The organism is Mesorhizobium sp. WSM4887, assembly GCF_029625865.1.
Lineage (GTDB): Bacteria > Pseudomonadota > Alphaproteobacteria > Rhizobiales > Rhizobiaceae > Mesorhizobium.
In genome coordinates this window covers 33,222-59,278 of sequence record NZ_JARTVP010000013.1, presented here as the reverse complement: position 1 = coordinate 59,278, position 26,057 = coordinate 33,222, and the positions used below count along the sequence as shown (strand labels likewise).

The window sequence follows — 26,057 nt, the reverse complement described above, 5'->3', positions numbered from 1 at the left end:
AGCCGCATCGCCGACCGGATATCGTTGAGGATGCTCCAGGCTATTGCAGACATCGTCAGGCTGGACGGCGCCGAAAAGCACTTCGGCGCCGTCCGCGCGCTCAACGGCGTCGACTTCCATGTCGGCGCCGGCGAATGCGTCGGGCTGGTCGGGCACAATGGCGCCGGCAAGTCGACGCTGATGCATATGGTTGCGGGCACGCTGCGGCCCGATGGCGGGCAGATCGCGGTGCGCGGCAACCAGGAAGCGAGCTATTCCGTGGCGCGCGCGCTCGAGCTCGGCATACGCTGCGTGTTCCAGGAGCTGTCGCTCTGCCCAAACCTCAGCGTCGCCGAGAACACGCGCATCAACCATCCCTCGCTCAGCGGGCTCGGCTGGCGGCGCAAGGCCGCCGATCTCATCCAGGCCAAGCTCGACGAGATCTTTCCCGACCACGGCATCGCGGCGGACGACATTGCCGGCGATCTTTCGATCGGACGCCGGCAGATGGTCGAGGTGGCGCGCGCCTTCACGCTGACCCGCGAGCCGCTGCATCTGGTCATCCTCGACGAGCCGACCTCGTCGCTCGATGCGCATACGGCCGGCCAGCTGCTTTCATTCGTGCGCCGCTTCGTCGCCGCGGGCGGCAGCTGCATCCTGATCTCCCATGTGCTGGGCGAGGTGCTGCAGAATGCCGACCGCATCGTGGTGATGCGCGACGGCAAGGTGGTCGCCGCCGAGGCCGCAAGCGCGTTCGACCGGGACAAGCTGGTCGCCGCGATGGGCGGCGCCGGGGAACATCAAAAGGCCGCCGCCGAGACCCGCAAGGTCGCGGTCGGGGCGCTAAGGGTGCGGGCGCGCCCGGCGCGGCAGCAGGATGGCAAGGAGCTTGTCGCCCGCGCCGGCGAGATCATCGGCCTTGCCGGACTCGCGGGGCATGGCCAGACGGACCTGCTGCTCGCGATCTTCTCGGCCGCCTCGCGCGCCAGGGCCGGCATCGAAGTGACGGCGCCGGTGGCGCTGGTCGCCGGCGACCGCCAGGCGGACGGCATCTTCGCGCAATGGTCGATCGCGCAGAACATCGGCATCCGCTCGCTTCAGCGCCTGCGCGACGGCCTGCTGATCTCGCCGCAGCGCGAGGCGGAGCTGGCCGAATTCTGGAAGAAGAAGATCGGCATCCGCACGCCGGACATGAACAACAACATCTATTCGCTGTCGGGCGGCAATCAGCAGAAGGCGCTGTTTGCGCGCGCGCTCGGCTCCGATGCCGAGATCGTGCTGATGGACGATCCGATGCGCGGCGTCGACATCGGCACCAAGCTCGAAGTCTACGACCTCGTGCGCGAGGAAGCCGGAAAGGGCCGCACCTTCCTCTGGTACACGACCGAAACCGAAGAGCTCGACAATTGCGACCATGTCTATGTCTTCAAGAACGGCCGCATCGTCGCCAATCTTGGACGCGACGAACTGACGGAGGAGAAGATCATCCAGTCCTCGTTCGGCGACACGGCCTGAGATGACGGCGATCGCTCCCGGCACGCTCCCCAAATCCTCGCGCGGGAGCGCGGCCCGCGCACGCACGCTGCGCAGCCTGCTGCCGGCGCTGTCGCTGGCGCTGGTGCTGATGGCCATCGCCTGGCTCAATCCGCGCGCCATCAGCTATTTCGGCTTCAATCTAATGCTGAACCTGGCGATCCCGATCGCGCTGGCGACGATCGCGCAGATGTTCGTCATCGCCGGCAATGAGCTCGATCTCTCGATCGGCACTTTCGTCGGCTTTGTCGGCTGCGTCACCGCCACCTGGCTCAGGGATGCGCCGTTCATCGGTGTCGCTGTGCTGCTCGGTTCAATCGGCGTCTACGCGCTGCTCGGCGCGCTGATCCATCTGCGCAACCTGCCCTCGATCGTGGTGACGCTCGGCATGAGCTTCGTCTGGCAGGGGCTGGCTATCCTCATCCTGCCGAAGCCGGGCGGCAAGGCTCCGGACTGGCTGCTGGCGATCATGTCTTTCAAGCCGCCCTATATCCCGTTCCCTATCCTGGCGGCATTGCTCATCGCGGCGATCGTGCATCTTGGCCTGATGCGCACTTCATATGGCGTCATCCTGCGCGGTTCCGGCGGCAATGCCGCGGCGCTCAGGCGCGCCGGCTGGTCGCTGCTCAAGACAAAGATCGTGCTCTTCGCGTTGACCGGCCTGTTCGGCGTGCTTTCCGGCATGGCGCTGATCGGCATCACCACTTCGGCCGACGCCAATATCGGCAACGGCTACACGCTGCTTTCGATTGCCGGCGTCATCCTTGGCGGCGGCGAGTTCGTCGGCGGCCGGGTGTCGCCGATCGGCGCGGTCATCGGCGCGCTGACGCTGGCTTTGGCCGCCTCGCCGCTCTTGACCTTCATGCACATCCCGCCCGATTGGCAAGTGGCCGCCAATGGCGCGATCCTGATCATCGTGCTGGCGGCCCGGGTGCTGATCAGCCGCAGGGAGAGGTGAACGATGACCTCGGTCCGGATGCTGCTTGAAAAACCCTGGCTCTGGTCCTTCGTCGGCGCCGTTCTCGTGTGGGTGGCAACCGTCGCCTTCACCGGCGGCTATGGCGCCGGCGGTATGGTCACGGCGGCACTTTCGCTTGCCGTCTTCACCGTCATCGTCGGCGTCGGCCAGATGTTCGTCATCACGCTCGGCCCCGGCAATGTCGACCTGTCGCTGCCCGCCAATATCGGACTGGCGAGCGCGGTGGCGATGAAGGTTATGGGCGGCAGCGATTCGATGATCGTCGTCGGGCTGTTGGCGGCGCTCGCCTGCGGCGCGGCGATCGGCGCCATCAACTATCTGCTGATCTGGGCGCTCAGGATTCCGCCGATCATCGCGACGCTGTCGGCGAGCTTCATCATCCAGTCGGTCGACATCAGCTACGGGCGCGGCCTGCAGATCAAGCCGCCGCCTGGCTTTGCCGATTTCACCAACTGGCAGGTGCTGGGGATCCCGGTGCTGGCGATACTGACGGTGGTCTTCACCATCGCCGCGGCGCTGGCGCTGCAGCGCATGATCTATGGCCGCTCGGTGCTGGCGATCGGGCAGAACATCCGCGCCGCCTGGCTCGCCGGCGTCAATGTCGGCCGCATCCGCTTCCTCACCTACACGCTGTGCGGCGCGCTGGGTGGCATCGACGGCGCGCTGCTTGCCGGCTATTTCCGCGGCGCCAATGTCGATATCGGCAATGAATATCTGCTCGCCTCCATCGCGGTCGTCGTCATCGGCGGCACCTCGGTCGCCGGCGGCAAGGCCAACGTGCCCGGCGTCTGGGGCGCCGGCCTGTTCCTGGTGCTTTTGCTCACCATGCTCAACACCTTCGGCGTCAGCGCCGGCGTGCGGCTGGTGCTGACCGGGCTGATCATCGTCGGGGTGATCACGGCGGCGGGTGGCGAGAAGGCTGTGCGGTGACAAGTCGCGAGGAGGGGGTCGCTCTGCGGGGTCTCTCCAGCCAAATTTGACCATGTGGACAAAGGTCGGGCGTCGTTCCATAGTCCTCCCGTCTGACATGTTTTGAACGGCCGGCTCGACACGGTCGTCGAGCAGAGGGGATTTCAATGGAAAACGATCATCGCAAAACGCAACGCGCCGGCCTGTCGCGACGCAATGTGCTGGAACTCGGCGCCCTCGGGCTGACCGCGGCGGCGCTGCCCGGCGTGGCCTTCGCCAAGGACAAGAAGCTGAAGGTGGCGGCGATCTTCGCGACGCCGATCGAGGAGCCCTGGGACAACCAGATCCATGTCGCCCTGCAGAAGGCCGAGAAGGAACTGGGCATCGAATACAAATGGTCGGAGAAGGTGCAGACCGCCGACTTCAGCCGCGTGATGCGCGAATATGCGCAAGGCGGCTACCAGTTGGTGCTGGGCGACGCCTTCGCCGCCGAGCGCGAATCGCGGCGCACGGCAAAACAGTTCCCGAAGACGGCCTGGCTGTTCGGCTCCGGCGCCGGGCCTGCGGAACCCAATTTCGGCGTCTTCGACAACTGGATCCACGAGCCGGCCTATCTCTCCGGGCTGATCGCCGGCAAGATGTCGAAGTCGGGCACGATCGGCGCTGTCGCGGCAATGGGCATTCCGGAAGTGAACCGCCTGGTCAACGCCTTCTTCGCCGGCGCCAAGGAGGTCAATCCAAACATCAAGCGGAAGGTCGCCTTCATCGGCTCCTTCTTCGATCCGCCGAAGGCCAAGGAGGCCGCGATCGCGCAGATCGATGCCGGCGTCGACGTCATCTATGCCGAGCGTTTCGGCGTCATCGAAGCGGCGGTCGAAAAGAAGATCTACGCCATCTCCAACATGTCCGATCAGTCGAGCCTCGGACCCGACACGGTGATCACCGGCCCGGTATGGAATATGTATCCGACGGTCGAGCAGGCGATCAAGCTGGTCAAGGCGGGCGTCTTCACCGCGCAGGACTATGGCGACTTCTCGCGCATGGCCAAGGGCGGCTCCGATCTCGCCCCCTATCATAAGTTCGAGAAGACGCTGCCGGCCGAGGTCAAGGACCTGGTCGCCAAGAAGAGAGCCGAGATCCTGGAAGGCAATTTCCGCGTCGACGTCGACGAGAACACGCCGGTGTCGGATTGACCAGTACCCTCCCCCTTGCGGGGAGGGGTGCCGAGCGAAGCGAGGCGGGAGGGGTCGTCTCAACCGCTCGACCTTGACGACTGAAGATGGAGCGCGTCGCGGGCGACCCCACCCGGCCCTGCAGGCCACCCTCCCCTCGAGGGGGAGGGATATTAGGAGCATCCTTGCCCGTCCCACTGATCGAAATGCGCGGCATCACCAAGAGCTTCGGCGCCGTCAAGGCGAACGAGGGCGTAGATCTCAGCGTCGCCCCCGGCGAGATCCTTGGCCTGCTCGGCGAGAACGGCGCCGGCAAGACGACGCTCATGAACGTGCTGTTCGGCGCTTATGCGCCGGATGCCGGCGAGATCCTGGTCGAGGGCAGGCCGGTCGCCATCCACAATTCGGCCGATGCACTCGCGGCCGGCATCGGCATGGTGCATCAGCATTTTCATCTGGCGCCGCGGCTGACGGTGCTGGAAAACCTCTTGATCGGCATTGCCGGCAAGTCCGGCCGCATCGACCGCACGGGCGGGCTGGCGCGGCTGAAGGAGATCGGCCGCCAACATGGCTTACATCTCGATCCCGGCCTGCCGGTCTCGGCGCTCTCGATCGGCGAGCAGCAGCGGCTGGAAATCATCAAGGCGCTGTTTCGCGGCGCCAGGCTCCTGATCCTCGACGAGCCGACGGCGGTGCTGGCGCCCAGCGAGGTCGATGGCCTCTTCGCCGCGCTGCGCTCGATGGCGGCGCAAGGGCTCGGCATCATCTTCATCTCGCACAAGCTCAACGAAGTCAGGGCGCTCACGCATCGTTGCGTCGTGCTTCGGCATGGCAAGGTCGCCGGCCGCGTCGATCATCCGGCAGGAACCACCTCGGCCGAGATGGCCAAGCTGATGTGCGGCCACGAAATCATGCCGCCGATCAAGGAGGTCTCGACGCCGGGCGCGCCCGTGCTGACGCTCGACGGCGTTTCCACCTCAGGTCATGGCGGCACGCCGCTGCGCGAGGTCTCGCTCTTTGTCCGCGCCGGCGAGATCCTCGGCGTTGCCGGCGTCTCCGGCAATGGCCAGCGGGCGCTGGCTGATGTGATCTCCGGCATGCTGTCGCCGAGTGCCGGTTCGATGACGATAGCCGGCAAAGCAGTTGCACAATTTTCGCCGCGGGCGCTGCAGGCGCTCGGACTCGGCCGCATCCCGGAAGACCGGATGACGACCGGGCTGGTCACCAACCTGCCTTTAGCCGACTCCATGGTGCTGCCCCGCATCGGCACCGAGGCCTTCAGCCGCATGGGGCTGCTCGATCCGGTGGCGATCCGCGCCTTCGCCGAAGCGCAGATCAAGGCCTATGACATACGCTGTCCCGGCCCCATGACGCGCGCCGGCGCGCTTTCCGGCGGCAATCTGCAGAAGGCGCTTTTGGCGCGCGAGCTCGCCTTCGACCCGAAGGTGCTGATCGTTTCGCAGCCGACGCGCGGCCTCGACATCGGCGCTGCACGGTTCATCCACGAAAAATTCCTGGCCATGCGGGCGAAGGGTTGCGGGATCATCGTGATTGGCGAGGATCTCGAGGAATTGCTGATGCTCTGCGACCGCATCACGGTGATGTATGAGGGTCGCATCGCCGGCACGCTTTCCGGCCCGGAGGCCACCGTCGCGAGGCTTGGGCTGCTGATGACCGGCGCGGAGGGGAGGGCGTAGAGCTATGGAATTGCCTCGGGAGCACGCCTGATGTTCCGTCTCGAAGTCCGCAGCTCGACGCCGGCCTGGTTCAATCTCGCACTACCGCTACTCGCCATCGCCGTCGCGCTGGTTTTGTGCAGCGGTCTCATCGCCGTCGCCGGCGCCGGTGTCATCGAAGCCTATGGCGTGATGCTCTCGGCCTCGCTCGGCGACAGCTACGCAATCACCGAGACGCTGGTGCGCGCCGCGCCGATGATCTTCACCGGCCTTGCGGTGGCGATCGCCTTCCGCGCCAAATTCTGGAACATCGGGGCCGAAGGCCAGCTGCTGGCCGGCGCGGTTGCGAGTTGTGCCGTAGGCGCCATCCCGATGCCAGGACCGCTCGCCATCCTGCTGATGGCGCTGGCCGGCGCGGCGGCCGGCGCCCTCGTCGCGCTGGTGCCGGCGACGTTGCGCGTCAAATTCAAGGTCGACGACGTGGTCAGCTCGCTGCTGCTCAACTCGGTCATCTATTACGCGCTGATGGCGCTGATCGAGGGGCCGTGGAAGGACACCTTTTCCGGTTATCCGATCTCGCCGCCAATCGAGGATTCCGCCAATTTCCCGGTGCTGATCGAAGGCACAAGGCTGCATATCGGCGTCGTCGTGGCGCTGATCGCAGCGCCCGTTTGCTGGTTCCTGATCGCGCGCACCACGCTCGGCTTCCGCATCCGCGTCACCGGCGAGAATACGGAGGCGGCCCGCTATGGCGGCATCAATACCCAGCGCGTGCTGCTCTCCACCGCGCTGCTTTCCGGCGCGCTGGCCGGACTGGCCGGCGTCGGCGAGGTTGGTGGCGTCCATTTCCAGGTGATGAGCGACATCTCGCCGGGCTACGGCTATTCCGGCATCGTCGTCGCGATGCTCGCCAGGCTCAATCCGCTCGGCGTCGTGCCGGCCGCGATCTTCCTTGCCGCGGTCATGACCGGCGCCGAGGCGATGTCGCGCGCGACCGGCGTGCCGGCCTTCCTCAGTGAGGTCATCCAGGGTACAGCGCTGCTTGCGATGCTGGTGGCGCTGCTCTTCACCGCCTATCGCATCCGCCGCGTGGGGGCGTCCGCATGAGCGCGGTGTTAGAGCAGATTTTTCAGGTCGGCTTTCTCGCCGCCATCATCCGTATCGCCACACCGCTCGCCTTCGCCACGCTAGGCGAGATGTTTTCCGAGCGGGCGGGCGTGCTCAATCTCGGCATTGAAGGCATCATGCTGTTGGCGGCCATGGCCGGCTTCACCGCCGCGAGCCTGAGCGGCAGCCTGTGGCTGGGCGTGCTGGTGGCCGTGCTTGTCGGGGCGGCGATGGGCGCGGTGCATGGGCTGTTCACGGTGGTCTTGGGCCTCAGCCAGCATGTCTGCGGCATCGGAGTGACGCTGTTCTGCTCTGGGCTCGCCTATTTCCTCTACCGGCTGATCTTCGGCCAGCAATCGGTGCCGCCCAGCATCAAGGGCTTTCAGCCGGCGCCGATCCCCCTGCTGTCGGACATTCCGATCCTGGGGCCGGCGGTGTTCAACCAGTTCACGCTGGTTTATCTCGCGATCATCGCCGTTCCGTTTGCCGCCTTCGTGCTCTACCGCACGCCCTGGGGGCTGTCGGTGCGCATGGTCGGCGAGAACCCGCGCGCGGCGGATTCCGCCGGCGTCAGCGTGATCGCCACGCGCTTCCAGGCCGTGATCCTCGGCGGCGCGCTGATGGGTCTTGCCGGCGCCTTTCTCACCATGGCGCAGTTCAACGCCTTCACCTTCGGCGTGGTGTCGGGGCGCGGCTGGGTGGCGATCGCGCTGGTGGTGTTCGGCCGCTGGGACCCGTGGCGTTCGGCGGGCGCGGCATTGCTCTTTGCCTTCGTCGACGCGCTGCAGCTCAGGATGCAGGCCAGCGGCCTCGGGCACATCCCTTACGAAGCCTTCCTGATGCTGCCCTTCATCTTCACCATCGTCGCCATGGCCTTCATTTCGCGCAACGCGGTCGCGCCTTCGGCGCTGCTGAAGCCGTTTCGACGCGAGGAACGGTAGGTAGATTCTTTCCTCGACGGTTGCAAGGTGGTTCCCCCAACGGATCAAGGTGCAAGAACCTTCCTGCACCGCCAAGGGTCGACCCCCCACTCCGTCGAGCTGCGCTCGACACCTCTCCCCCGATCGACGGGGTAGAGGAAGGGCGCCCAGCTTGGGACGCCTCAGATCGCCGTGAAGGCGTTGTCGACGAACAGATGCGCGCCGTTGACGAAGCTCGATTCGTCGCTCGCCAGGAACAGCGCCGCCTTGGCCACTTCCTCCGGCTCGCCGATGCGGCCCTGTTGCGCGGCCATGGCGGCATCGGAAACATCGACGCCGAGCTTCCCGAGGTCGGCGACCTCGCGCATTCCGTGCGGCGTGCGGATGAAGCCGGGACAGATGGCATTGCAGCGGATGTTGCGATCGCGGAACTCCACCGCGATGGCACGCGCGAACATGTGGCAGGCGCCTTTAGTGGTGTCATAGAGCACTTCGTTCGGCGTCGCTGCCACCGCCGAGATCGACGAGGTGCAGACGATCGAGCCGCCGCCGGCGGCGATCATGCCGGGCAGCACCGCGCGCGTCATCAGGAACATCGAGCGCACATTGACGGCGTGCAGCCAGTCCCATTCCTGCAGGGTCGTCTCCAAGAAGGGTTTAATCACGATGGTGCCGGCGTGGTTGAACAGCACGGTCACCGGCCCGAATTTTTCCGCGGCCGCCTTCGCCGCCGCCTCGACCTGCGCCTCGTCGGAAACGTCGGCTACGAAATGCTCCGCGACATGGCCGCGCGCGCGGATCGCCACGGCGGTCTTGCCGGCGGCCCCGCCATTGCGGTCGATGATCGCAACCTTGGCGCCTTCGGCGGCAAACAGCTCGGAAGCCGCTCCACCCATGCCCGTCGCGCCGCCCGAGATTATGGCGACCTTGCCCGCCAGCCTTCCACCCATGTTTTTCTCCCTGAGTCCTGTGAGACTATTTTGATGCTATCCCCTCGCGTACCGAATAGCCAAGCGCTTGAACGAGGCCGTTTGCCGCCGAAAAGCCGGAGCTACAGGCATTTTGTCGGATCCTCCCGGTGGCGCATCTCCGCACGTTTTTCGATCTCGGTGAGAATAAACGCCCCTCAAGTTGCCGTTTCCGAGGACGTCCTTCCAAAAACCGGCGCAAAATAGCACTCGACAAAGTCTACTAACTTTATAGATAATGGCCGAGAACGAGGTTCGACCATGACCTACATGCAGAATGCTCAGCGCAAGGGCCAGAGGCTGACCGCCGACCAGAGCTGGAGGCCCGCCTATGGCGGAACCTTCGCCTATCTCGTTTTCGCGCTGGCATTCGTGTTCACCGGCGCGGTGGTGCTTGGGATCATCCCCTGACAGAGCCGGGGGCCCTACGGCCCCGCCGTCCAAAAATCTGAGTTGGAGTAACCGGAGTAGATAACTGGCCGAGCGCCAGGGCGCGTCGGCGCGCCTGCGCGCATTGGATTGTTCGAGGTGGAGCGGGGCAAGCCAACGTGACGGAGGAGATGGCAATGCCGATCGAGTTCACGCATGTTCCCGGTAAGCCTGCGAATGGCAGCTTCTTCTACGATTTCGCCGAGACGGCGACCAAGCTGTCGCTGATCGAGGATGCGGGGTTCCGCAAGCTGGTGATCGACGATCCGGCCGGCCTGCTCGCCAACATGGACATCGCCGCGCAGACGCTCGACCGCACCCCGGCGCTGGAAGTGGTGCTGACGCACTGGGCCGGTGTGGTCGAGCCGGCGGTGGCGGCAAGGCAGCTCGCGGCGCTCGACCGCAGAGGCGGCGGCCGCCTGTCGCTCAGGATGCTGAGCGAGCCGCTCCAGGACAGTGATGCCGAGGCGCGGCCGGTCGGCCACAGCGTGGTGTGGCAACGCATCGACGAATATCTTGTGCTGCTGAAGCGGCTGTGGTCGAACGACAAGCCCTTCGACCATGAAGGCGCCTTCTACAGCGTCAAAGGCGGTTACGTGCCGCGCAAGGGCCCGCATGGCGGCAACCTCACCATCCGGCTTGGCGGCCAGTCCGGCACAGCGCTGAAGGTCGCCGGCCGGCATGCCGATATATTCGAGCTGGCGGCCGGCTCGCCGGACGAAGTCGCGCAGTTGATGCAGCGTGTGCGCGGCGCTGCAGCCGAGCACGGCCGCGCCGGCAGATTGCGCTTCGCGCTTCCCGTCCGCATTCGCCCCGAAGGCTGGTCCGGCGCCTCCGACCACAAGGCGGTCGAGGTCGCGGGGCCGCCGGCGCGGCTTGCGCTCTCGCTGTTGCCCTATGCCGCGCTAGGCATCGAGGAATTCATGATCGGCGGTATCGACCGTCCCAGCGAGATCGCGCGGATCGCGAGACGGTCACGCTGATCGCGAATTCGCTGGCTCGGTGCGACGCCGACACCCTGGCGCCAGGAACGTTCGCGTCGCGCTCGTTCACCGGGGCACACCTTCGGTGAAATCGCGGAGCGAGGTGAGACCGGCCGCTGCGGCTGCCGGTTTCATCAAGACGGGACATAGTGAAGACATTGATCAAGGTCACTGCGGTCGACATGGCTTGGCTCCGTCTGTCCTGGCGGCGGCGGCTAACCGTGAAGACGAAAGCGATGCCGGGAACGGAACGGTGCACGCAAAAAGATTTGTGACCGGCGGATTCTGCGATCCCGAAATCCCGATATCAATCCCGTTCTTCTGCGATCCGCGACAGCGCGGCGATGACCGCCTCCGAGCTCGCCAGCGCGCCGAAGACGCCGTCCTCGACCGTCACCATATGCAGCGCGGCTTCGTGCGCCCGGCCGTCGCCGCTGGCGCAGGCGTCCGCAATCGTCAGGCATTGGAAATTGCGGTCGCAGGCCCCGCGCAGCGTCGTGTGAACGCAGACATCGGTCGTGCAGCCGGTGAACATCAGATGGGTGATGCCGCGCGCCCTCAGCACCAGTTCCAGATCCGTATAGGTGAAGGCGCCGTTACAGGTCTTGTCGACAATGATGTCCTCGGGCCTGACTTCTATGTCGGCGACGATCTGGAAGCCTGGGCTGGAGCGCAGCAGGATATCGGTGCCGTCCAGTCCCGCCCGCTTGCGGCGCCATTTTTCGTAAGCCGTCATATCGGCCATGTCGGCGCGGTAGCCTTGCCTCGTATGGACGATTGCGAGGCCGGCGGCGCGCGCGGCCGCAATCAGCCGATTCACCGTCGGCAGAATGGCCCGCAGCGGCGAAGGGTCATAGCCTTTCCTGGCGAAATAGCCTGTCGGCGACAGGAAATCCGCCTGCAGGTCGATCACGAGCAGGGCGGTGTCTTGCGGCACCAGCCTTCCGTCATAGGGGAAGTCGAACGGGGTCGCCTTGATCATCGCCTGCTGCCTCGGTTGTGGCTGACATGGTGGCCCAGCGACGGCGTCGCAGTCCAGACCTCACGGCGTCCCCGGCTACCGGCGCGCGACCCGGATATTTGATGGTGATGGACATCTTAATAGTTGACTCGCTACTCATGTTTTCTAGTCAGACGGCATTGGCGTGCAATGATGAAGCGAGGACTAGCCTTGTCCCGGAACAGTCTTTTTGTGGTGCTGGCCGCGTTCGCCATTCTTGCGGCCGGCTCCTTTCTTCCCGACGTCGCGCTGGCGCAGGAGCAGCCGGCACCCGCGGCACCGGCCGCACAAGCGCCCGCTCAGCAGCCCATAACAGCTCCGGCAGCCGTGCAGGCAGCTCAGGCCCCGGCCGCGGCACAGCCCCCGGCGACGGAGGCACCAACCGCTGCCGCACCGACCGAACCGCGCGTTCAGCCGGCGCCGGGCACTGCCGGGGGCGAAGAGACTTCCGCCGTTGCGCTGACGCTGCCGCATGACCTGTCGCCCTGGGGCATGTTCATGAATGCCGACATCGTGGTGAAGGCGGTGATGGTCGGACTTGCTCTCGCTTCTCTGGTCACCTGGACGATCTGGCTCGCCAAGTCGCTGGAGATCCTCGGCGGCAAGCTCAAGGCGCGGCGCGCGGCGAACGCGATCGGCAATGCCGCGACGCTGATGCAGGCCGGCCGCGCGCTCGGCCACAGCGGCGGCCCGGGCGCGCTGCTGGTGCGGGCGGCGGAGGAAGAGCGCGCGCTCTCGGCCGGCGCGTTGGATCACATCTCGGGCGACGGCCTGAAGGAGCGCGTCACCTCGCGGCTGTCGCGCATCGAGGCGGCAGCTTCCCGGCGCATGTCGCGCGGCACCGGCCTGCTCGCCACCATCGGCTCCACGGCGCCCTTCGTCGGCCTGTTCGGCACCGTCTGGGGCATCATGAACGCCTTCATCGGCATCTCGCAGGCGCAGACCACCAATCTTGCGGTGGTGGCGCCGGGCATCGCCGAAGCCCTGCTCGCCACGGCAATGGGTCTGGTGGCTGCGATCCCGGCGGTGGTGATCTACAACGTCTTCGCGCGATCGATAGCCGGCTACAGGCAGATCCTCGCCGACGCCTCGGCAGGCGTCGAGCGGCTGGTCAGCCGTGACCTCGATTTTCGCACGGTGCCGCCGGCAACCGCGTTGGCAGCGGAGTGAGCGGCCAATGGCGGCGCGGATTCGCGAGACGGCCGGCGACGATCTCGAGGAAAGCCACGAGATCAACGTCACCCCGTTCATCGACGTCATCCTGGTGCTTTTGATCATCTTCATGGTCGCGGCTCCGCTTGCGACCGTCGACGTCAATGTCGACCTGCCCGGGTCGACGGCGACGCCGGCGCCACGGCCGGAGACACCGCTGTTCCTGACGCTGAAAAGCGATCTTTCTCTGGCGATCGGCAATGAGGCTGTGCCGCGACCGAGCTTCGCCACCGTGCTCCACAGCCGCACCAAGGGCGACAAGCAGACGCGCATCTTCCTGCGCGCCGACAAGACGGTGGGCTATGGCGAGCTGATGGAGGTAATGAACCTGCTGCGCGCTGCGGGCTACCTCAAGATCGCGCTGGTCGGGCTGGAGACGGCGTCCGGCACCGGGGCTGCGGCCGCGGGCGCCACCTCCGCGCCGGCGACAAGCGGAAGCGCGGCGCAATGACGCAAGCGATCGCCGCCTTGTCCACCCAGCCACGCTTCGGCTTCCGCGAAGCCGGTCTGTGGGCAAGCGCGGCCACGGTTATTTTCGCCGCGCATGTCGCGGTCGCTTATGCGGTGCAGAATCTGAGCTTTACCGAGGTGCCGGACGGCGGCCCGCCGCCGGCGCTGGCAGTCGAGATGGCGCCGCTGCCGACGACGCCTGGCGTGCCGGAAGAGGCGGCCATGCTGGACACGGTCACGCCGGAGCCGCCCGATGCAATCAAGGAGGCGCCGGCGGTCAGCGAGGTGAAGCCGGTGATCGATCCGGCGCCGGTCATGAAAAGGGTCGAGCCGGTCGCCGAGCCGCCGGTCGATTCCGACAAGGCGGAGGAGGCCGAACCGGCGGAGACAGCAGCTGCGCTCAGCGAGCGGCCGCCGCTGGACGAGGTCGTGCCCGACCCTGTCGAGACAGCTACTCCCGACGTCGTCGTTCCGCTGCCGCAGCCAAAGCCTGTCGAGGCGCAGCCGAAGGCAAGCCAGCCCGTCGAGGCGAGGAAAAAAGTGGAAAAGAAGCCGGTCGAAAAGCCGAACCAGAGGAAAAGGGCAAAGGCCGCGCCGCCAAAGGCCGTGACGATGGCCGGCATCGATGCCAACGCAGGCGCGAAGGCCGCCGCGCCGCAATCCTCCGACTCGGTGTCGCGATCGAGCGTCAGCCCGTCGCGCTGGAATTCCAACTTGGCGGCATGGATCAGGCGGCACACCCGCTATCCGAGCGCGGCGCGCTCCAGGCGCGTCGAGGGCACGCCTACTGTAACCTTCACGGTAGACGTCTCCGGCAGGGTGGTCTCTGCCCGGCTGGCGCAATCCTCGGGCGATCCGGATCTCGATCGCGCCGCGCTCGGCGTGTTGCAGGGCGCGTCGGTGCCGGCGCCGCCGGCCGAACTCGGCGCCCACGTCACCCGCACCGCGCCTTTCGTCTTCAGCCTGCGCGATTAGATGCCCCGCCGCGCCATGCAACTTTGAGGCTTGACTGGCGGGCGGTAGGGAATAGGGTAGCTGCGAACATATCGGCCTCGGTCGCCGGACGGCAAGAATGCCTCGTATGCCTCGCCTGTCGGCGGCGGCTGCGGGGCTTTTTCATTTTTGGGGCATTGCTTGAAACGGCGTATCGAGATCGGCGTCCTCTATTCGCGATCCGGCAGCTACCAGCTCGTCTCGGACGCGTGCCGTACGGGCGCGATGCGGGCGATCGCCGACATCAATGCCGACCGAAGCTGCGAGATCGAGCTGGTGCCGGTCGAACGCGATCCGCAAAGCAATGCCGACCGCTACGCCACGCTTTGCGAGGATATCTTCCGGACCAGCAGCGCCCGCCACGTGATCGGCTGCATTACCTCCTGGAGCCGCAAGGAGACGATCCCTGTGCTGGAGAAGGCGGGCGGCATGCTCTGGTATGCCTGCCCCTATGAGGGGTTCGAGGCCAACGAGCATGTCGTCTACATGCATGCCTGCCCGAACCAGCATCTGGTTCCGCTGATGGCTCATGTAGCGCCGCGTTTCGGCGCCAACGGCTTCCTGCTCGGCTCGAACTATATCTGGGGCTGGGAGATGAACCGCGTCGCGCGCGACCTGATCGCCGACGCTGCGGGCAAGGTGCTCGGCGAGCGCTACCTGCGCATCGGCGAAACCGACGTTTCGCGCCTGATCGATGAAATCCGCGCCACGCGGCCGAATTTCATCCTCAACAACCTCATCGGCACCTCGTCCTATGCCTTCCTGGCGGCATATCGCGACTTGGGACGCGAGAATGCGGCCTTCAAGGCCGATGCCTGCCCGGTCATATCCTGCAATCTCACCGAGGGCGAGTTGCCGGCGATCGGCGAAACGGGCAGGGGCCATTTGTCGGCCGGACCCTATTTCGCGCCGCGCCCGGCTGCCTTCGCCTCGTCCTTCGAGGCGTCCGCCTATGCATCGGTGCAAGTGATGGCGGACGTGCTCTCCGGCGATCCCGACGCCGGCCCGGCGGCGTTCTCAAAAGCCTTCGCCGGGCGCCGCTTCACGACGCGCCTGGGGCCTATCGCAATCGATCCGCACACGCAGCATGCAACCCTGCCGGTGATCATCGGGCGCATCGCCGATGGATTTTTCGAGGTCGTCAGCCGCGAGGAAGAGGTGGCGCCCGATCCCTATCTGTCGCGTTACGACCCGGCGAAGACCTTCGGCCATCCGCGGCTCAGGGTGGTGTCGTGAGCCGGTCCGCACGCATCCCCAATCTTGGCGGCGCGCGGGCTTTCGTGCTGCATCGCCCGCACGCGACGGTGCAGGCGATCACCAGGCAGCTGTCGGCGATCGGCCTTGAGGCGGTCGAATGCTGGCCGCAATTGCCGGCAGAGGCGCTTGCCGCGGATTTCGTCTTCTTCGACGCCGATCTCGGCTTCGACGAGCAGTTCCCGTGGCAGCCGGGCGAGGCGCCGATGCCCCTGGTGGCGCTGATCGGTTCGGAAGCGCCGGGCCGCATCGAATGGGCGCTGTCGCAAAAAGCCGACGCGCAATTGTTGAAACCGGTCGGCAATGCGGGCGTGTACAGCGCGCTGCTGATCGCCCGGCAAAGCTTCGAGGCGGGGAAACGGCTGGCCGACGAGATCGCGTCGCTGCGCCAGCGCGTCGGCGAGCGCCAGACCATCGTGCGCGCGGTCGCGGCGCTGTCGAAAGGCAGCGACGACGATCGCGCCTATGCGCAGTTGCGGTCGCTGGCGATGAGCTGGCAGATCAGCGTCGAGGAAGCGGCCCGGCGGATCGTGGCGATGACGGAAAACGAGGATGGCGGTGACCAATCCCATCGCGCCTGATCTCCCGGCGCCGGGCCAAATGCCGGTCAAGCCGCGCGCCGGCGTCTGGCGCCGGCTGCTCAAGCGGCCGCTGGCACTGCTCGGACTCTTCATCGTCGCCATCGTGCTTGCTGGCGCCATCCTGGCGCCGTGGCTGACCGGCTACGATCCCAACGAGCAGATGTTCGACGGACTGACGCTGGAAGGTTCGCCCTTGCCGCCGAACGCCAAGTTCTGGCTGGGCACCGACCTGCTCGGCCGCGACCTGTTGACCCGCATCCTGTTCGGCGCCCGCACCTCGCTGATCATCGGCATCGTCGCCAACGGCGTGGCGCTTCTGATCGGTACGCTGGTCGGCGTCACGGCCGGTTATTTCCGCGGCTGGATCGGCAGCGCGCTGATGCGCTTCACCGACCTGATGATGGCCTTCCCGGCACTGCTTCTCGCCATCTGCCTGGCGGCGGTGTTCGAGCCGAGCCTTTGGATCGTTGCCATGGTGATCGCGCTGGTCAACTGGGTGCAGACCGCGCGCGTCATCTACACCGAAACCTCGTCGCTGTCGGAGCGCGAGTTCATCGATGCCGAGCGCACGATAGGGGCGAGCGCGCCGCGCATCCTGTTGCGCCATATCCTGCCGCATCTGCTGCCGACCATCATCGTCTGGGGCACGCTCGGCATCTCGACCACGGTGCTGCTCGAAGCCACGCTCAGCTATCTCGGCATCGGCGTGCAGCCGCCGACGGCCTCCTGGGGCAACATCATCTTCGAGAACCAGACCTATTTCCAGGCGGCGCCCTGGCTGGTGTTCTTCCCCGGCGCCGCGATCCTGGCGCTTGCGCTTGCCTTCAACCTGATCGGCGACGCGCTGCGCGACATCCTCGACCCGACGCAGAGGGGGCGGGCATGATCGCCTATCTCGGCCGACGTCTCATCCAGTCGCTGCTCATCCTGCTCGGCGTCTCGCTGATCACCTTCGCGCTGCTCTATCTGCTGCCGGCGGACCCAGTGCGCCAGATCGCCGGCCGCAGCGCGACGCCCGACACGGTCGAAAACATCCGCAGGCAGCTCGGCCTCGACCAGCCCTTCATCGTCCAGTACTGGCACTATCTCACAAGGCTGCTCAGCGGCGATCTCGGCCGCTCCTACATCCAGCGCTCGGAAGTCACCGAGCTCATCGTCTCGCGGCTGCCGGCGAGCCTGCTTCTGATGGTTGGCGCCATCCTGTGCGAGCTCGCGATCGGCCTTACCATGGGCCTGATCGCCGCCGTCAAGCGCGGCACCTCCACCGATCAGACCTTGATGGTCGCCTCCTTCGTCGGCGTCTCGGCGCCGCAATTCGTCGTCGGCCTGCTCCTGCTCTATGTCTTCGCCGTCCGGCTCGGCTGGTTCCCGATCGGCGGCTACGGCAGCTGGCGGCATCTTGTGCTGCCCTCGCTGACCATGGGCATACTCGGCGCCGGCTGGTATGCGCGCATGATGCGCTCGTCCATGATCGACGTTCTGCGCCAGGACTATATGCGCACCGCCCGCGCCAAGGGCCTGGCGCGCGGCGCCATCCTGTTCCGCCATGCGCTGCCCAACGCCATCCTGCCGGTGGTCGCCATGATCGGCATCGACATCGGTGTCTTCATGGGCGGCATCGTGGTGGTCGAAAGCGTCTTCGGCTGGCCCGGCATCGGCCAGCTCGCCTGGCAGGCCATCCAGCGCGTCGACATCCCGATCATCATGGGCGTCACCCTGGTCTCGGCCTTCGCCATCGTGCTCGGCAACCTGCTGGCCGACGTCATCGCGCCCTTCATCGACCCCCGAATTAAACTCAGATGAACAAGGCAACAACCAGAGAAAGGGAACAGTGACATGAGACGATTTCTGGCATCCACCGTGGCGGCCTCGGCGCTTGCGCTGATGCTCGGCATGGCAAGCGCGCGCGCCGACGACGCGATCGACCCTAACGCCAAGCAGGGCGGCGCCATCACCATCACCTACAAGGACGATGTCGCGACGCTCGATCCGGCGATCGGCTACGACTGGCAGAACTGGTCGATGATCAAGAGCTTGTTCGATGGCCTCATGGACTATGAGCCCGGCACCACCAAGCTGAAGCCCGACCTTGCCGAAAGCTACGAGATCTCGCCGGACGGCAAGACCTTCACCTTCAAGCTGCGCCACGGCGTGAAGTTCCACAATGGCCGGGAGATGACGGCCGACGACGTCAAATACTCGCTCGACCGCGTCACCAATCCGAAGACGCAGAGCCCGGGCGCCGGCTTCTTCGGCTCGATCAAAGGCTATGACGAGGTCGCCGCCGGCAAAGCGAACAGCCTCTCCGGCGTCACCGCGGTCGATCCTTATACGATCAAATTCGAGCTGACCCGCCCGGACGCCACCTTCCTGCATGTCATGGCGATCAATTTCTCGCATGTGGTGCCGAAGGAGGAGGTCGAGAAATACGGCGCCGACTTCGGCAAGCATCCGGTCGGCACCGGCGCCTTCAAGCTTGCCGAATGGACGCTCGGCCAGCGCATCGTCTTCGAGCGCAACCCCGACTACTGGCACAAGGGCCTGCCGCATCTCGACAAGATCACCTTCGAGATCGGCCAGGAGCCGATCGTGGCGCTGCTGCGCCTGCAGAAGGGCGAGATCGACGTGCCCGGCGACGGCATTCCGCCGGCCAAGTTCCAGGAGGTGATGAACGATCCGGAGCAGAAGGCCCGCGTCGTGGTGGGCGGGCAATTGCACACCGGCTACATCACCATGAACACCACCATGCCGCCCTTCGACAACGTGAAGGTGCGCCAGGCGGTGAACATGGCGATCAACAAGGACCGCATCGTTCAGATGATCAACAACCGCGCGGTGCCGGCCAATCAGCCGCTGCCGCCGTCGATGCCCGGTTACGACAAGGCATTCAAGGGCTATCCCTATGACGTCGCCAAGGCCAAGGCCCTGCTTGCCGAGGCCGGCCACCCCGATGGCTTCGAAACGCAGTTGTTCGCCATGAACACCGACCCCAATCCGCGTATCGCGCAGGCGATCCAGCAGGACCTGGCTGCCATCGGCATCAAGGCCAGCATCCAATCGCTCGCCCAGGCCAACGTGATTGCCGCCGGCGGCGACAAGTCCGGCGCGCCGATGATCTGGTCGGGCGGCATGGCCTGGATCGCCGATTTCCCGGATCCGTCCAACTTCTACGGACCGATCCTCGGCTGCGCCGGCGCGGTGCCGGGCGGCTGGAATTGGGCGTGGTACTGCAACAAGGATCTCGACGCCAAGGCGGCCGAAGCCGATTCGGTCGTCGATCCGGCAAAGTCCGCGGATCGCGAGAAGATGTGGAGCGCGATCTACGACAAGATCATGGAGGACGCACCCTGGGCGCCGGTCTTCAACGAGCAGCGCTTCACGCTGAAGTCGGCCCGCATGGGCGGCGCCGACAATCTCTATGTCGACCCGGTCCATATCCCGATCAACTACGACAATGTGTATGTGAAAGATGTGCAGTAACTGCGACTACACCATCCACGGGCGCCATCACCACTTCGGCTGGGACAATTCCTTTGCCCCGGCCGAGCGCGTGGCGCCTGGCTCGACGATCGAGTTCCAGTGCCTGGATTCCTCCGGCGGGCAGCTCAAGGCCGACAGCACCGTCGGCGATATCGCCAGCCTCGATTTCGGCATGATCAACCCGGTGACCGGGCCGATCTTAGTCGAGGGCGCCGAGCCCGGCGACGCGCTGAAGGTGACGATCGAAATGTTCAAGCCGTCCGGCTTCGGCTGGACGGCGAACATTCCGGGCTTCGGTCTGCTTGCCGACGACTTCAAGGAGCCGGCACTCAACATCTGGAAATATGACCCCGGCTCGCTCGAGCCGGCGCTGTTCGGCAGACAAGGCCGCGTGCCGCTGAAGCCGTTTGCCGGCACGATCGGCAACGCGCCGGGCGAGATGGGCCACCATTCGGTGGTGCCGCCGCGGCGCGTCGGCGGCAATCTCGACATAAGGGACCTTGCCGCCGGCACCATTCTCTATCTGCCGGTGGAAGTGGCAGGCGCGCTGTTTTCGGTCGGCGACACGCATGCCGCGCAGGGCGACGGCGAAGTGTGCGGCACTGCGATCGAGAGTCCGATGGACGTCGTGCTCAAGCTCGACCTGGTGAAGGACGCGCGGCTGAAGACGCCGCGCTTCACCACGCCGGGCCCGGTGACGCGGCATCTCGACGCCAAAGGTTATGAGGTGACGACCGGGATCGGGCCCGACCTGATGACCGGCGCCAAGCAGGCGGTCAGTCAGATGGTCGACCTGCTGGCCGGCCGATACAAGCTCGACCCGGTCGACGCCTATATGCTGGTCTCGGTCTGCGGCGATCTCAGGATCAGCGAGATCGTCGACATGCCGAACTGGGTGGTGTCGTTCTACTTCCCGCGCTGCGTGTTTGAATGAGAGGTCGGCGCCCCACCCCCGCCCCGCTGCTTCGCAGCGACCCTTCCCACAAGAGGGAGGGTAAAACGCCAGCGCCCTACCTCCCCCTCGTCGGGAGGTCGGACCAAAGGTCCGGGTGGGGACCGGCGCTCCGACTTGCTCGGGGAGAGCAATGACGCAAAGCGTTCGCGAAGTTCCATCAGCGCTGGCCGGCGAGGCGGTGCTGGAAATCGCCGGCCTCAGCGTCAGCGTGCGCGGCGAGGATGGCGAGCGCGAGGTGGTATCCGGCCTATCGCTGTCTCTCAAACGCGGCGAGACGCTGTGCATCGCCGGCGAGTCCGGCTCCGGCAAGTCGATGACCGCGCTGGCAATCATGCAATTGCTGCCGCAGCCGGCCGGCCGCATCGCCGCCGGCACGATCCGGCTTTGCGATAAGGATGGCAGTGCCGTCGAGCTGACGGTGCTCGACGAACGGCGCATGCGCGACATTCGTGGCGACCGCATCGCCATGATCTTCCAGGAGCCGATGACCTCGCTCAATCCGGTGCTGTCGATCGGCCGGCAGCTCACCGAGTCGATCGAGGCGCATACCGGTGTATCCCACACGGAGGCCAAGCTGCGCGCGGTCGCGGCGCTAAAGGCGGTGCGCATCTCCGAGGCCGAAAGCCGGCTGAAACAATTTCCGCACGAGCTGTCCGGCGGCATGCGCCAGCGGGTGATGATCGCGATGGCGCTGGCGCTCGAACCCGCAGTGCTGATCGCCGACGAGCCGACGACGGCGCTCGACGTGACGGTGCAGGGCGAGGTGCTGGAACTGCTGCGCGACCTGCAGCGCCAGCACGGCACCAGCGTGATCCTGATCACCCACGACATGGGCGTCGTGGCCGAAATGGCCGATCGGGTGATCGTCATGCGCAACGGCCGCATGGTCGAAGAGGGGACGACATCGGCTATTTTTGCCAGGCCGCAAGCCGCGTATACGCGCGAGCTCCTTGCCGCCGTTCCGCGCATCGGCTCCGGCGCGCGCCGCCGGGCTTCCGGCGAGTCCGACGTGGCGGCAATGCAAGACAAGGTGGCGGTCGTGAAAGACCTGCATGTCCGCTTCGACCTGCGCGGTGGCTTCTTCGGCCGCGTCAACCGAAGGGTGCATGCCGTCGAAGGCATTAGCTTCTCGATCGCGCCGAACGAGACGCTGGCGCTGGTCGGCGAATCCGGCTGCGGCAAGTCGACCACCGCCAAGGCGCTGGCCGGCCTCGTTCCTTATAGCGGCGGCGTGACGATCGGCGGACGCGAATTGTCCCGCCTTGGGCGCGACGAGCGCAAGGCGGTGCGACGAGACGTGCAGATGGTCTTCCAGGACCCTTATGCCTCGCTCGACCCGCGCATGCGCGTCGGCGAGCTGGTGGCGGAGCCGCTGCTGATCCATGGCATCGGCTCGAAGGAAGAACGGCGGGAGCGCGTGGCAGCGCTGTTCGAGCGGGTCGGTCTCTCGTCTGAGCAGATGGAGCTTTATCCGCATGAATTCTCGGGCGGCCAACGCCAACGCATCTGCATCGCGCGGGCGCTGGCGCTGAGGCCGAAGCTGATCATCGCCGACGAGAGCGTTTCGGCGCTCGACGTTTCGGTGCAAGCGCGCGTGCTCGATCTCTTGAAGGAGCTGCAGCGCGAATTCGGCGTCGCCTATCTGTTCATCTCGCACGACATGGCGGTGGTCGAAAACGTCTCGGATCGTGTCGCCGTCATGTATCTCGGCCAGATCGTCGAGATCGGCAGTCGCGACCAGGTGTTCTCCAATCCGCGCCATCCCTATACGCGGCGGCTGATCGAGGCCGTGCCTGTTCCCGATCCGTCATTGCGCCGGACACGCTTTGCCCGTCTCGACCGCGAAATTCCAAGCGCGACGCGGCGGATCGGCGAGAGCGTGCCGAAACTGGTGCTCAACGATTTCGGCGGCGGACATTTCGCCGCCGTCGGAGATTGATCAGGATCACGGCCTGCCGCATTCAGCCTGGCATTCGATTGGCTTTCGGGAGCGGCGATCTGTCCGTTTCGGGATGTACGCGAATGATGGTAGAGCCTGAAGCCGCCACTCACCCATTCCGGATTCTCAATGTCGGTCTTCACACGCCGCAGACTCCTGCAGGGCGCCGCGGCGGCCGGCGCGGCCGGCATCGGCCTCTCGACCGCCGGCAAGTTCGCCGGCTGGGCGGCGGCGAAACCCGAACCGCTGATCTTGAAGACGGCAGGCATAGCAGCGCAGTTGATGGCCGGCGCGCCAACGAAGAATGTCCTGACCTATGGCGAGGCCGGCCCGCCGCCGGTCATCAGGATGAAGAAAGGCAAGCCATTCGCTGCGCGGCTCGTCAACGGCATCGACGACCCGACGACCATCCATTGGCATGGCATCCGCGTTCCCAACAAGATGGACGGCGTGCCGTTCATGAGCCAGCCCTATGTGTATCAGGGCGATCATTTCGACTACGCCTTCGCGCCGCCAGACGCCGGCACCTTCTGGTATCACCCGCATTGCAACACGCTGGAACAGATGGGCCATGGGCTGACCGGCGTCATCGTGGTGGAAAACCCGAACGATCCTGCCTTCGATGCCGAAGTGGCGCTCAATCTGCGCGACTGGCGCCTCGGCGATGACGGCCAGTTCATCGCGCAGTTCCGGCCGCGCGATGCGGCGCGCAGCGGCACCTATGGCACGGTGCGCACGGCCAACTGGCTCGACCAGCCGCAATATGACGCGCCGGCTGGCGGGCTGGTGCGGCTGCGGGCCGCCATCACCGACGTCACGCGCATCTATGGCTTCCGCGTCGACGGCGCCGAGGCCGCCGTCATCGCGCTCGACGGCAATCCGGTGCCGCAGCGCTTTGCGCCCGACGCCCTGCAGCTCGGGCCCGGACAACGGCTGGAGCTTGCCATCCGCATGCCCGACGACGAAGGCGCGATCGTCAGCCTGCGGGATGTCAGGGGCACGAAGCCAAAGGTTCTGGCGACACTGCGTGCGGTCGGCCAATCGCTCAAGCGCGATCTTCGCGATCTCGGCCCGCTCGAGCCCAATCCGGTGGCGGAGGTGGACGTCGCCGCCGCGAGGCGCATTCCGCTGGCGCTGAGCGCCACGGCCGAAAATGTCGCGGCCGACAGCATCTGTGGGTCGCTCGGCTATAGTTTCTGGGCCATCAACAAGGTGCCGTGGCCGGGCGACACGCCGGACCCGACCGCGCCGCTGGCCGAGCTGAAACTCGGCCAAAGCTACATCATCGACATGGAAAACCTGACGCCGCACGCGCACCCGATCCACCTGCACGGCATGAGCTTCAAGGTGCTGTCGTCCTCGACGCGAGCGGTCCAGCCGCTTATCTCCGATACCTATCTGATCCAGCCCGACGAGAAGGTGCAGCTGGGCTTCGTCGCCGACAACCCCGGCGACTGGCTGCTCCACTGCCACATCATCGAGCACCAGAAGACGGGCATGACGAGCTATTTGCGCGTGGCGTGAGCGCAAGGAGCGATAGGCGCCCTCGCCTTCGACCGGAATTCGCGGACCTCAACGGGTTGACGCCCTTGCCCGCTTGCCTAGGTAGGCAAGAGGCGCTGGGGCGGCACGCAACTCCGACCGACGGCATGACATCTTTGCGCATTCGAAAACTTGCCCTTGTTGCGGCAGGCATCTCCATCCTGTCGTCCTGCGTCATCCCCGACGATACGTCGCGGGTCGCGAAAGAGGATCCCACTACGGCCGCCGCCCGCCGGGAAATGGTCGGCCTCAGCGAGGCCGATGTCCGCATGTGCGCCGGCTTTCCGACCGCGACCGCCGATGTGGGACCTTCCGGCCAGATCTGGACCTATCAGCGCAGCGTGCAGCGCGGCAATCTCAACATCGCGGTGCCGACCATGGCCCTGGGCGCTATCCCCGCAGTTGGAGGGTCCGTCAACGTCGCGCCCGGCGGCTATTGCAACACGCAGATTCGCATGCTCGGCGGCCGTGTCGCGGAAGTGACCTATGCCGGCGACAATAATTTGCCCAACAGCATCGATGCGCTCTGCGTCAGCACGGTGGACGCCTGCGTGGCCTATGCGCGACAGCGCAATCGCAAAGCGACGGCGGTCTCCAGGTGATCGGGCAATACCGGCCACGCGGAGCCTCCAGTTGGCACTTATCCTGGAGCTGTCTTAGCGTCCGCCGGGATGAATGGCGCCGGGCTCTTTTTCGGAGGCGCCGGGTGAAACTTGCCGGCCCATGTTTGTGCGGGTTTCGGGCGGCGAGGCATCCATCAGGTTCCTGACCTTGGCGTTGTTGTGCGCATGGATGATGGCACGGCCGAGATGGAGCAGGATTCCCACCACTGACATTGGTACTTCTCCGTTGAGATGGCGGATATGTCGGCGGCGGGACGCCCAACCCAATGCGCCCCGTCTGTTTCGTGGGAATGACGCGGAAGATGGCTTCTCGTTGCCAATTCGTGACCTGGAAACAGAGCAGGCCGGCGTGCAGGACGCAGGATGCTAGTGGAAACATGATCTGACGCTCATATGTGCGGCGGGAACGAAAAGTGATGCTGGTCGCCGCAAATCGTCCTGAATCCGAAGGTCTTTCGGCCGCCCAATTCGAGACGATGGAGAGGTCGATGAAATTGTCCGTCCTTACCCTTGCCGGCACCATGCTGGCGCTGGCGCCCGCGGTTCAGGCGGCGGCGATGATCGGTATCCCGGCTGGAGACGGCCTCGTGCAGCAGGCGCATGTGACATGCGCGTACCTGACCGAAGACGGCTATTGCGTGCGCCCGCACAAGAAGCACAAGCATTGGAAGCGCGAGCGGCACTACCGGCCGATCTATCGCACCTACGAGCCGCAGCCGTCGGACGAGTATTACTGGCGCTACGAGCGCCAGCGGCCGATTGTCCGCGTCATCCCCAGCTATCCGCGGCAGGATGAAGATAATTGGGACGATTGGGATGACTGAGCGACTGGCGGGCCGAGAGCCCGCCCTTGCTTTCCGCTGGTGGAGCTGAGGGGGATCGAACCCCTGACCTCATCATTGCGAACGATGCGCTCTCCCAGCTGAGCTACAGCCCCGTTCCAGCGGATCGGCTTGTATCGGTCGCGGCGGTTTGATGTCAAGGCGAAACGGCTGCCCGGCATCGAGCGCCGAAACGGCCGGGCCTTGCCGGTTCCGCGCGCAATGGCTACATGTCGGCGACAATTTGGAGACCGGCATGATCGCCCTTATTCAAACCATCGTCATGGCGCTTGATATCTACTGGTGGATCATCATCGCCTCGGCGATCTTTTCCTGGCTCTATGCCTTCAACGTCGTCAACTCGCGCAACCAGTTTGTCGGCACCGTCGGCAATATGCTTTACCGTCTGACCGAGCCGGCGCTGCGGCCGATCCGCCGCTACATGCCCGATCTTGGCGGCATCGACATCTCGCCGATCATTCTTCTTTTGATCATCTTCTTCATCCGCCAGTTTTTGATCACCACCGTCTTCTCCTGGGTCGCTTAAGGCCG

26 protein-coding genes and 1 tRNA gene are annotated in these 26,057 nt (G+C 65.7%); 23 read left to right on the top strand and 4 right to left on the bottom strand.

Annotated features, from left to right (window positions below):
* The first annotated feature begins 30 nt into the window (after nt 1-30).
* The 7 genes from P9230_RS28600 (at nt 31) to P9230_RS28570 (ending at nt 8,296) form a co-directional block, all read left to right on the top strand.
* Nucleotides 31-1,494 carry a sugar ABC transporter ATP-binding protein gene (locus tag P9230_RS28600; protein ID WP_278121341.1) on the top strand — a complete coding sequence of 488 codons (1,464 nt, stop codon included), beginning with the start codon at nt 31-33 and terminating at the stop codon, nt 1,492-1,494.
* 1 nt (nt 1,495) lies between these two features.
* Complete coding sequence (locus P9230_RS28595; protein ID WP_278121340.1) at nt 1,496-2,470, top strand: ABC transporter permease; 975 nt, start codon at nt 1,496-1,498, stop codon at nt 2,468-2,470.
* 3 nt (nt 2,471-2,473) lie between these two features.
* On the top strand, nt 2,474-3,421 hold the full coding sequence (locus P9230_RS28590) for an ABC transporter permease (RefSeq protein WP_095779808.1): 948 nt from the start codon (nt 2,474-2,476) through the stop codon (nt 3,419-3,421).
* A gap of 146 nt (nt 3,422-3,567) precedes the next feature.
* A complete protein-coding gene (locus tag P9230_RS28585) occupies nt 3,568-4,593 on the top strand; it encodes a BMP family protein (protein ID WP_067323051.1) in 1,026 nt (341 codons plus the stop codon).
* Between the two features lie 164 nt (nt 4,594-4,757).
* On the top strand, nt 4,758-6,269 hold the full coding sequence (locus tag P9230_RS28580; protein WP_127247316.1) for an ABC transporter ATP-binding protein: 1,512 nt from the start codon (nt 4,758-4,760) through the stop codon (nt 6,267-6,269).
* 30 nt (nt 6,270-6,299) lie between these two features.
* The gene (locus tag P9230_RS28575) at nt 6,300-7,355 is read left to right on the top strand and encodes an ABC transporter permease (protein WP_278121339.1); all 1,056 of its coding nucleotides are present in this window, start codon (nt 6,300-6,302) and stop codon (nt 7,353-7,355) included.
* Nucleotides 7,352-8,296: an ABC transporter permease gene (locus tag P9230_RS28570; protein ID WP_127241718.1), complete on the top strand. Its 945-nt coding sequence runs from the start codon at nt 7,352-7,354 to the stop codon at nt 8,294-8,296. The genes P9230_RS28575 and P9230_RS28570 overlap by 4 nt, the downstream gene beginning before the upstream one ends.
* Before the next feature lie 161 nt (nt 8,297-8,457).
* Here P9230_RS28570 and P9230_RS28565 read toward each other — a convergent pair whose 3' ends face one another.
* Entirely contained in the window at nt 8,458-9,225 is a 768-nt protein-coding gene (locus P9230_RS28565) for an SDR family oxidoreductase (protein ID WP_095799677.1), read from the bottom strand.
* A gap of 279 nt (nt 9,226-9,504) precedes the next feature.
* Between P9230_RS28565 and P9230_RS28560 the strand changes: the two genes are divergently transcribed.
* Complete coding sequence (locus P9230_RS28560) at nt 9,505-9,654, top strand: hypothetical protein (protein ID WP_082953811.1); 150 nt, start codon at nt 9,505-9,507, stop codon at nt 9,652-9,654.
* A gap of 155 nt (nt 9,655-9,809) precedes the next feature.
* Entirely contained in the window at nt 9,810-10,655 is an 846-nt protein-coding gene (locus tag P9230_RS28555; RefSeq protein WP_278085911.1) for an LLM class flavin-dependent oxidoreductase, read from the top strand.
* Between the two features lie 307 nt (nt 10,656-10,962).
* On the opposite strand, the gene P9230_RS28550 is transcribed toward P9230_RS28555, so the two are convergent.
* Complete coding sequence (locus P9230_RS28550) at nt 10,963-11,637, bottom strand: isochorismatase family cysteine hydrolase (RefSeq protein ID WP_278121338.1); 675 nt, start codon at nt 11,635-11,637, stop codon at nt 10,963-10,965.
* A gap of 189 nt (nt 11,638-11,826) precedes the next feature.
* On the opposite strand from P9230_RS28550, the gene exbB reads away from it, so the two are divergent.
* From exbB to P9230_RS28490, 12 genes are all read left to right on the top strand, one after another.
* Nucleotides 11,827-12,825 carry a tonB-system energizer ExbB gene (gene exbB, locus P9230_RS28545; protein WP_278121337.1) on the top strand — a complete coding sequence of 333 codons (999 nt, stop codon included), beginning with the start codon at nt 11,827-11,829 and terminating at the stop codon, nt 12,823-12,825.
* A 7-nt stretch (nt 12,826-12,832) separates the two neighbouring features.
* Nucleotides 12,833-13,318, top strand: a complete 486-nt coding sequence (exbD, locus tag P9230_RS28540) for a TonB system transport protein ExbD (RefSeq protein ID WP_095779815.1) — start codon at nt 12,833-12,835, stop codon at nt 13,316-13,318.
* Nucleotides 13,315-14,292 carry an energy transducer TonB gene (locus P9230_RS28535; protein WP_278121336.1) on the top strand — a complete coding sequence of 326 codons (978 nt, stop codon included), beginning with the start codon at nt 13,315-13,317 and terminating at the stop codon, nt 14,290-14,292. Before exbD ends, P9230_RS28535 begins: the two co-directional genes overlap by 4 nt.
* Before the next feature lie 159 nt (nt 14,293-14,451).
* Complete coding sequence (locus tag P9230_RS28530) at nt 14,452-15,546, top strand: transporter substrate-binding protein (RefSeq protein ID WP_127247309.1); 1,095 nt, start codon at nt 14,452-14,454, stop codon at nt 15,544-15,546.
* Nucleotides 15,543-16,145, top strand: a complete 603-nt coding sequence (locus P9230_RS28525) for an ANTAR domain-containing protein (RefSeq protein WP_066998217.1) — start codon at nt 15,543-15,545, stop codon at nt 16,143-16,145. The genes P9230_RS28530 and P9230_RS28525 overlap by 4 nt, the downstream gene beginning before the upstream one ends.
* Nucleotides 16,146-16,164: 19 nt before the next feature.
* Nucleotides 16,165-17,031, top strand: a complete 867-nt coding sequence (locus P9230_RS28520) for an ABC transporter permease (protein ID WP_176478976.1) — start codon at nt 16,165-16,167, stop codon at nt 17,029-17,031.
* Nucleotides 17,028-17,948 carry an ABC transporter permease gene (locus P9230_RS28515; protein WP_067323079.1) on the top strand — a complete coding sequence of 307 codons (921 nt, stop codon included), beginning with the start codon at nt 17,028-17,030 and terminating at the stop codon, nt 17,946-17,948. The genes P9230_RS28520 and P9230_RS28515 overlap by 4 nt, the downstream gene beginning before the upstream one ends.
* Nucleotides 17,949-17,981: 33 nt before the next feature.
* Nucleotides 17,982-19,625 (top strand): ABC transporter substrate-binding protein, encoded by a 1,644-nt coding sequence (locus P9230_RS28510; RefSeq protein WP_067323083.1) that lies wholly within the window; start codon nt 17,982-17,984, stop codon nt 19,623-19,625.
* Nucleotides 19,615-20,559 (top strand): acetamidase/formamidase family protein, encoded by a 945-nt coding sequence (locus tag P9230_RS28505; protein ID WP_278121335.1) that lies wholly within the window; start codon nt 19,615-19,617, stop codon nt 20,557-20,559. Before P9230_RS28510 ends, P9230_RS28505 begins: the two co-directional genes overlap by 11 nt.
* Nucleotides 20,560-20,710: 151 nt before the next feature.
* Complete coding sequence (locus tag P9230_RS28500) at nt 20,711-22,519, top strand: ABC transporter ATP-binding protein (protein WP_278121333.1); 1,809 nt, start codon at nt 20,711-20,713, stop codon at nt 22,517-22,519.
* A gap of 129 nt (nt 22,520-22,648) precedes the next feature.
* Nucleotides 22,649-24,043, top strand: coding sequence for a multicopper oxidase family protein (locus tag P9230_RS28495; protein ID WP_095826237.1), 1,395 nt, complete (start codon nt 22,649-22,651; stop codon nt 24,041-24,043).
* A gap of 125 nt (nt 24,044-24,168) precedes the next feature.
* Nucleotides 24,169-24,663, top strand: coding sequence for a hypothetical protein (locus P9230_RS28490; protein WP_095779821.1), 495 nt, complete (start codon nt 24,169-24,171; stop codon nt 24,661-24,663).
* A 54-nt stretch (nt 24,664-24,717) separates the two neighbouring features.
* Here the strand turns inward: P9230_RS28490 and P9230_RS28485 are convergent, their stop codons facing one another.
* Complete coding sequence (locus P9230_RS28485; RefSeq protein WP_095827474.1) at nt 24,718-24,897, bottom strand: hypothetical protein; 180 nt, start codon at nt 24,895-24,897, stop codon at nt 24,718-24,720.
* Between the two features lie 275 nt (nt 24,898-25,172).
* Between P9230_RS28485 and P9230_RS28480 the strand changes: the two genes are divergently transcribed.
* Nucleotides 25,173-25,508: a hypothetical protein gene (locus tag P9230_RS28480; RefSeq protein ID WP_278121329.1), complete on the top strand. Its 336-nt coding sequence runs from the start codon at nt 25,173-25,175 to the stop codon at nt 25,506-25,508.
* Between the two features lie 37 nt (nt 25,509-25,545).
* Here the strand turns inward: P9230_RS28480 and P9230_RS28475 are convergent.
* A tRNA-Ala gene (locus P9230_RS28475) sits at nt 25,546-25,621 on the bottom strand.
* 140 nt (nt 25,622-25,761) lie between these two features.
* On the opposite strand from P9230_RS28475, the gene P9230_RS28470 reads away from it, so the two are divergent.
* Nucleotides 25,762-26,052 (top strand): YggT family protein, encoded by a 291-nt coding sequence (locus tag P9230_RS28470; RefSeq protein WP_067002157.1) that lies wholly within the window; start codon nt 25,762-25,764, stop codon nt 26,050-26,052.
* Nucleotides 26,053-26,057: the final 5 nt, after the last annotated feature.

What these genes read in the sequence shown, in the direction of transcription:
- P9230_RS28480 (WP_278121329.1), top strand. Translation starts at nt 25,173, where the DNA reads ATGAAATTGTCCGTCCTTACCCTTGCCGGCACCATGCTGGCGCTGGCG.
- P9230_RS28500 (WP_278121333.1), top strand. Translation starts at nt 20,711, where the DNA reads ATGACGCAAAGCGTTCGCGAAGTTCCATCAGCGCTGGCCGGCGAGGCG.
- P9230_RS28510 (WP_067323083.1), top strand. Translation starts at nt 17,982, where the DNA reads ATGAGACGATTTCTGGCATCCACCGTGGCGGCCTCGGCGCTTGCGCTG.
- P9230_RS28495 (WP_095826237.1), top strand. Translation starts at nt 22,649, where the DNA reads ATGTCGGTCTTCACACGCCGCAGACTCCTGCAGGGCGCCGCGGCGGCC.
- P9230_RS28555 (WP_278085911.1), top strand. Translation starts at nt 9,810, where the DNA reads ATGCCGATCGAGTTCACGCATGTTCCCGGTAAGCCTGCGAATGGCAGC.
- P9230_RS28565 (WP_095799677.1), bottom strand. Translation starts at nt 9,225, where the DNA reads ATGGGTGGAAGGCTGGCGGGCAAGGTCGCCATAATCTCGGGCGGCGCG.
- P9230_RS28560 (WP_082953811.1), top strand. Translation starts at nt 9,505, where the DNA reads ATGACCTACATGCAGAATGCTCAGCGCAAGGGCCAGAGGCTGACCGCC.
- exbD (WP_095779815.1), top strand. Translation starts at nt 12,833, where the DNA reads ATGGCGGCGCGGATTCGCGAGACGGCCGGCGACGATCTCGAGGAAAGC.
- P9230_RS28515 (WP_067323079.1), top strand. Translation starts at nt 17,028, where the DNA reads ATGATCGCCTATCTCGGCCGACGTCTCATCCAGTCGCTGCTCATCCTG.
- P9230_RS28505 (WP_278121335.1), top strand. Translation starts at nt 19,615, where the DNA reads ATGTGCAGTAACTGCGACTACACCATCCACGGGCGCCATCACCACTTC.
- P9230_RS28520 (WP_176478976.1), top strand. Translation starts at nt 16,165, where the DNA reads ATGCCGGTCAAGCCGCGCGCCGGCGTCTGGCGCCGGCTGCTCAAGCGG.
- P9230_RS28470 (WP_067002157.1), top strand. Translation starts at nt 25,762, where the DNA reads ATGATCGCCCTTATTCAAACCATCGTCATGGCGCTTGATATCTACTGG.
- P9230_RS28550 (WP_278121338.1), bottom strand. Translation starts at nt 11,637, where the DNA reads ATGATCAAGGCGACCCCGTTCGACTTCCCCTATGACGGAAGGCTGGTG.
- P9230_RS28585 (WP_067323051.1), top strand. Translation starts at nt 3,568, where the DNA reads ATGGAAAACGATCATCGCAAAACGCAACGCGCCGGCCTGTCGCGACGC.
- P9230_RS28535 (WP_278121336.1), top strand. Translation starts at nt 13,315, where the DNA reads ATGACGCAAGCGATCGCCGCCTTGTCCACCCAGCCACGCTTCGGCTTC.
- P9230_RS28485 (WP_095827474.1), bottom strand. Translation starts at nt 24,897, where the DNA reads ATGTCAGTGGTGGGAATCCTGCTCCATCTCGGCCGTGCCATCATCCAT.
- P9230_RS28595 (WP_278121340.1), top strand. Translation starts at nt 1,496, where the DNA reads ATGACGGCGATCGCTCCCGGCACGCTCCCCAAATCCTCGCGCGGGAGC.
- P9230_RS28600 (WP_278121341.1), top strand. Translation starts at nt 31, where the DNA reads ATGCTCCAGGCTATTGCAGACATCGTCAGGCTGGACGGCGCCGAAAAG.
- P9230_RS28590 (WP_095779808.1), top strand. Translation starts at nt 2,474, where the DNA reads ATGACCTCGGTCCGGATGCTGCTTGAAAAACCCTGGCTCTGGTCCTTC.
- P9230_RS28490 (WP_095779821.1), top strand. Translation starts at nt 24,169, where the DNA reads ATGACATCTTTGCGCATTCGAAAACTTGCCCTTGTTGCGGCAGGCATC.
- P9230_RS28575 (WP_278121339.1), top strand. Translation starts at nt 6,300, where the DNA reads ATGTTCCGTCTCGAAGTCCGCAGCTCGACGCCGGCCTGGTTCAATCTC.
- P9230_RS28570 (WP_127241718.1), top strand. Translation starts at nt 7,352, where the DNA reads ATGAGCGCGGTGTTAGAGCAGATTTTTCAGGTCGGCTTTCTCGCCGCC.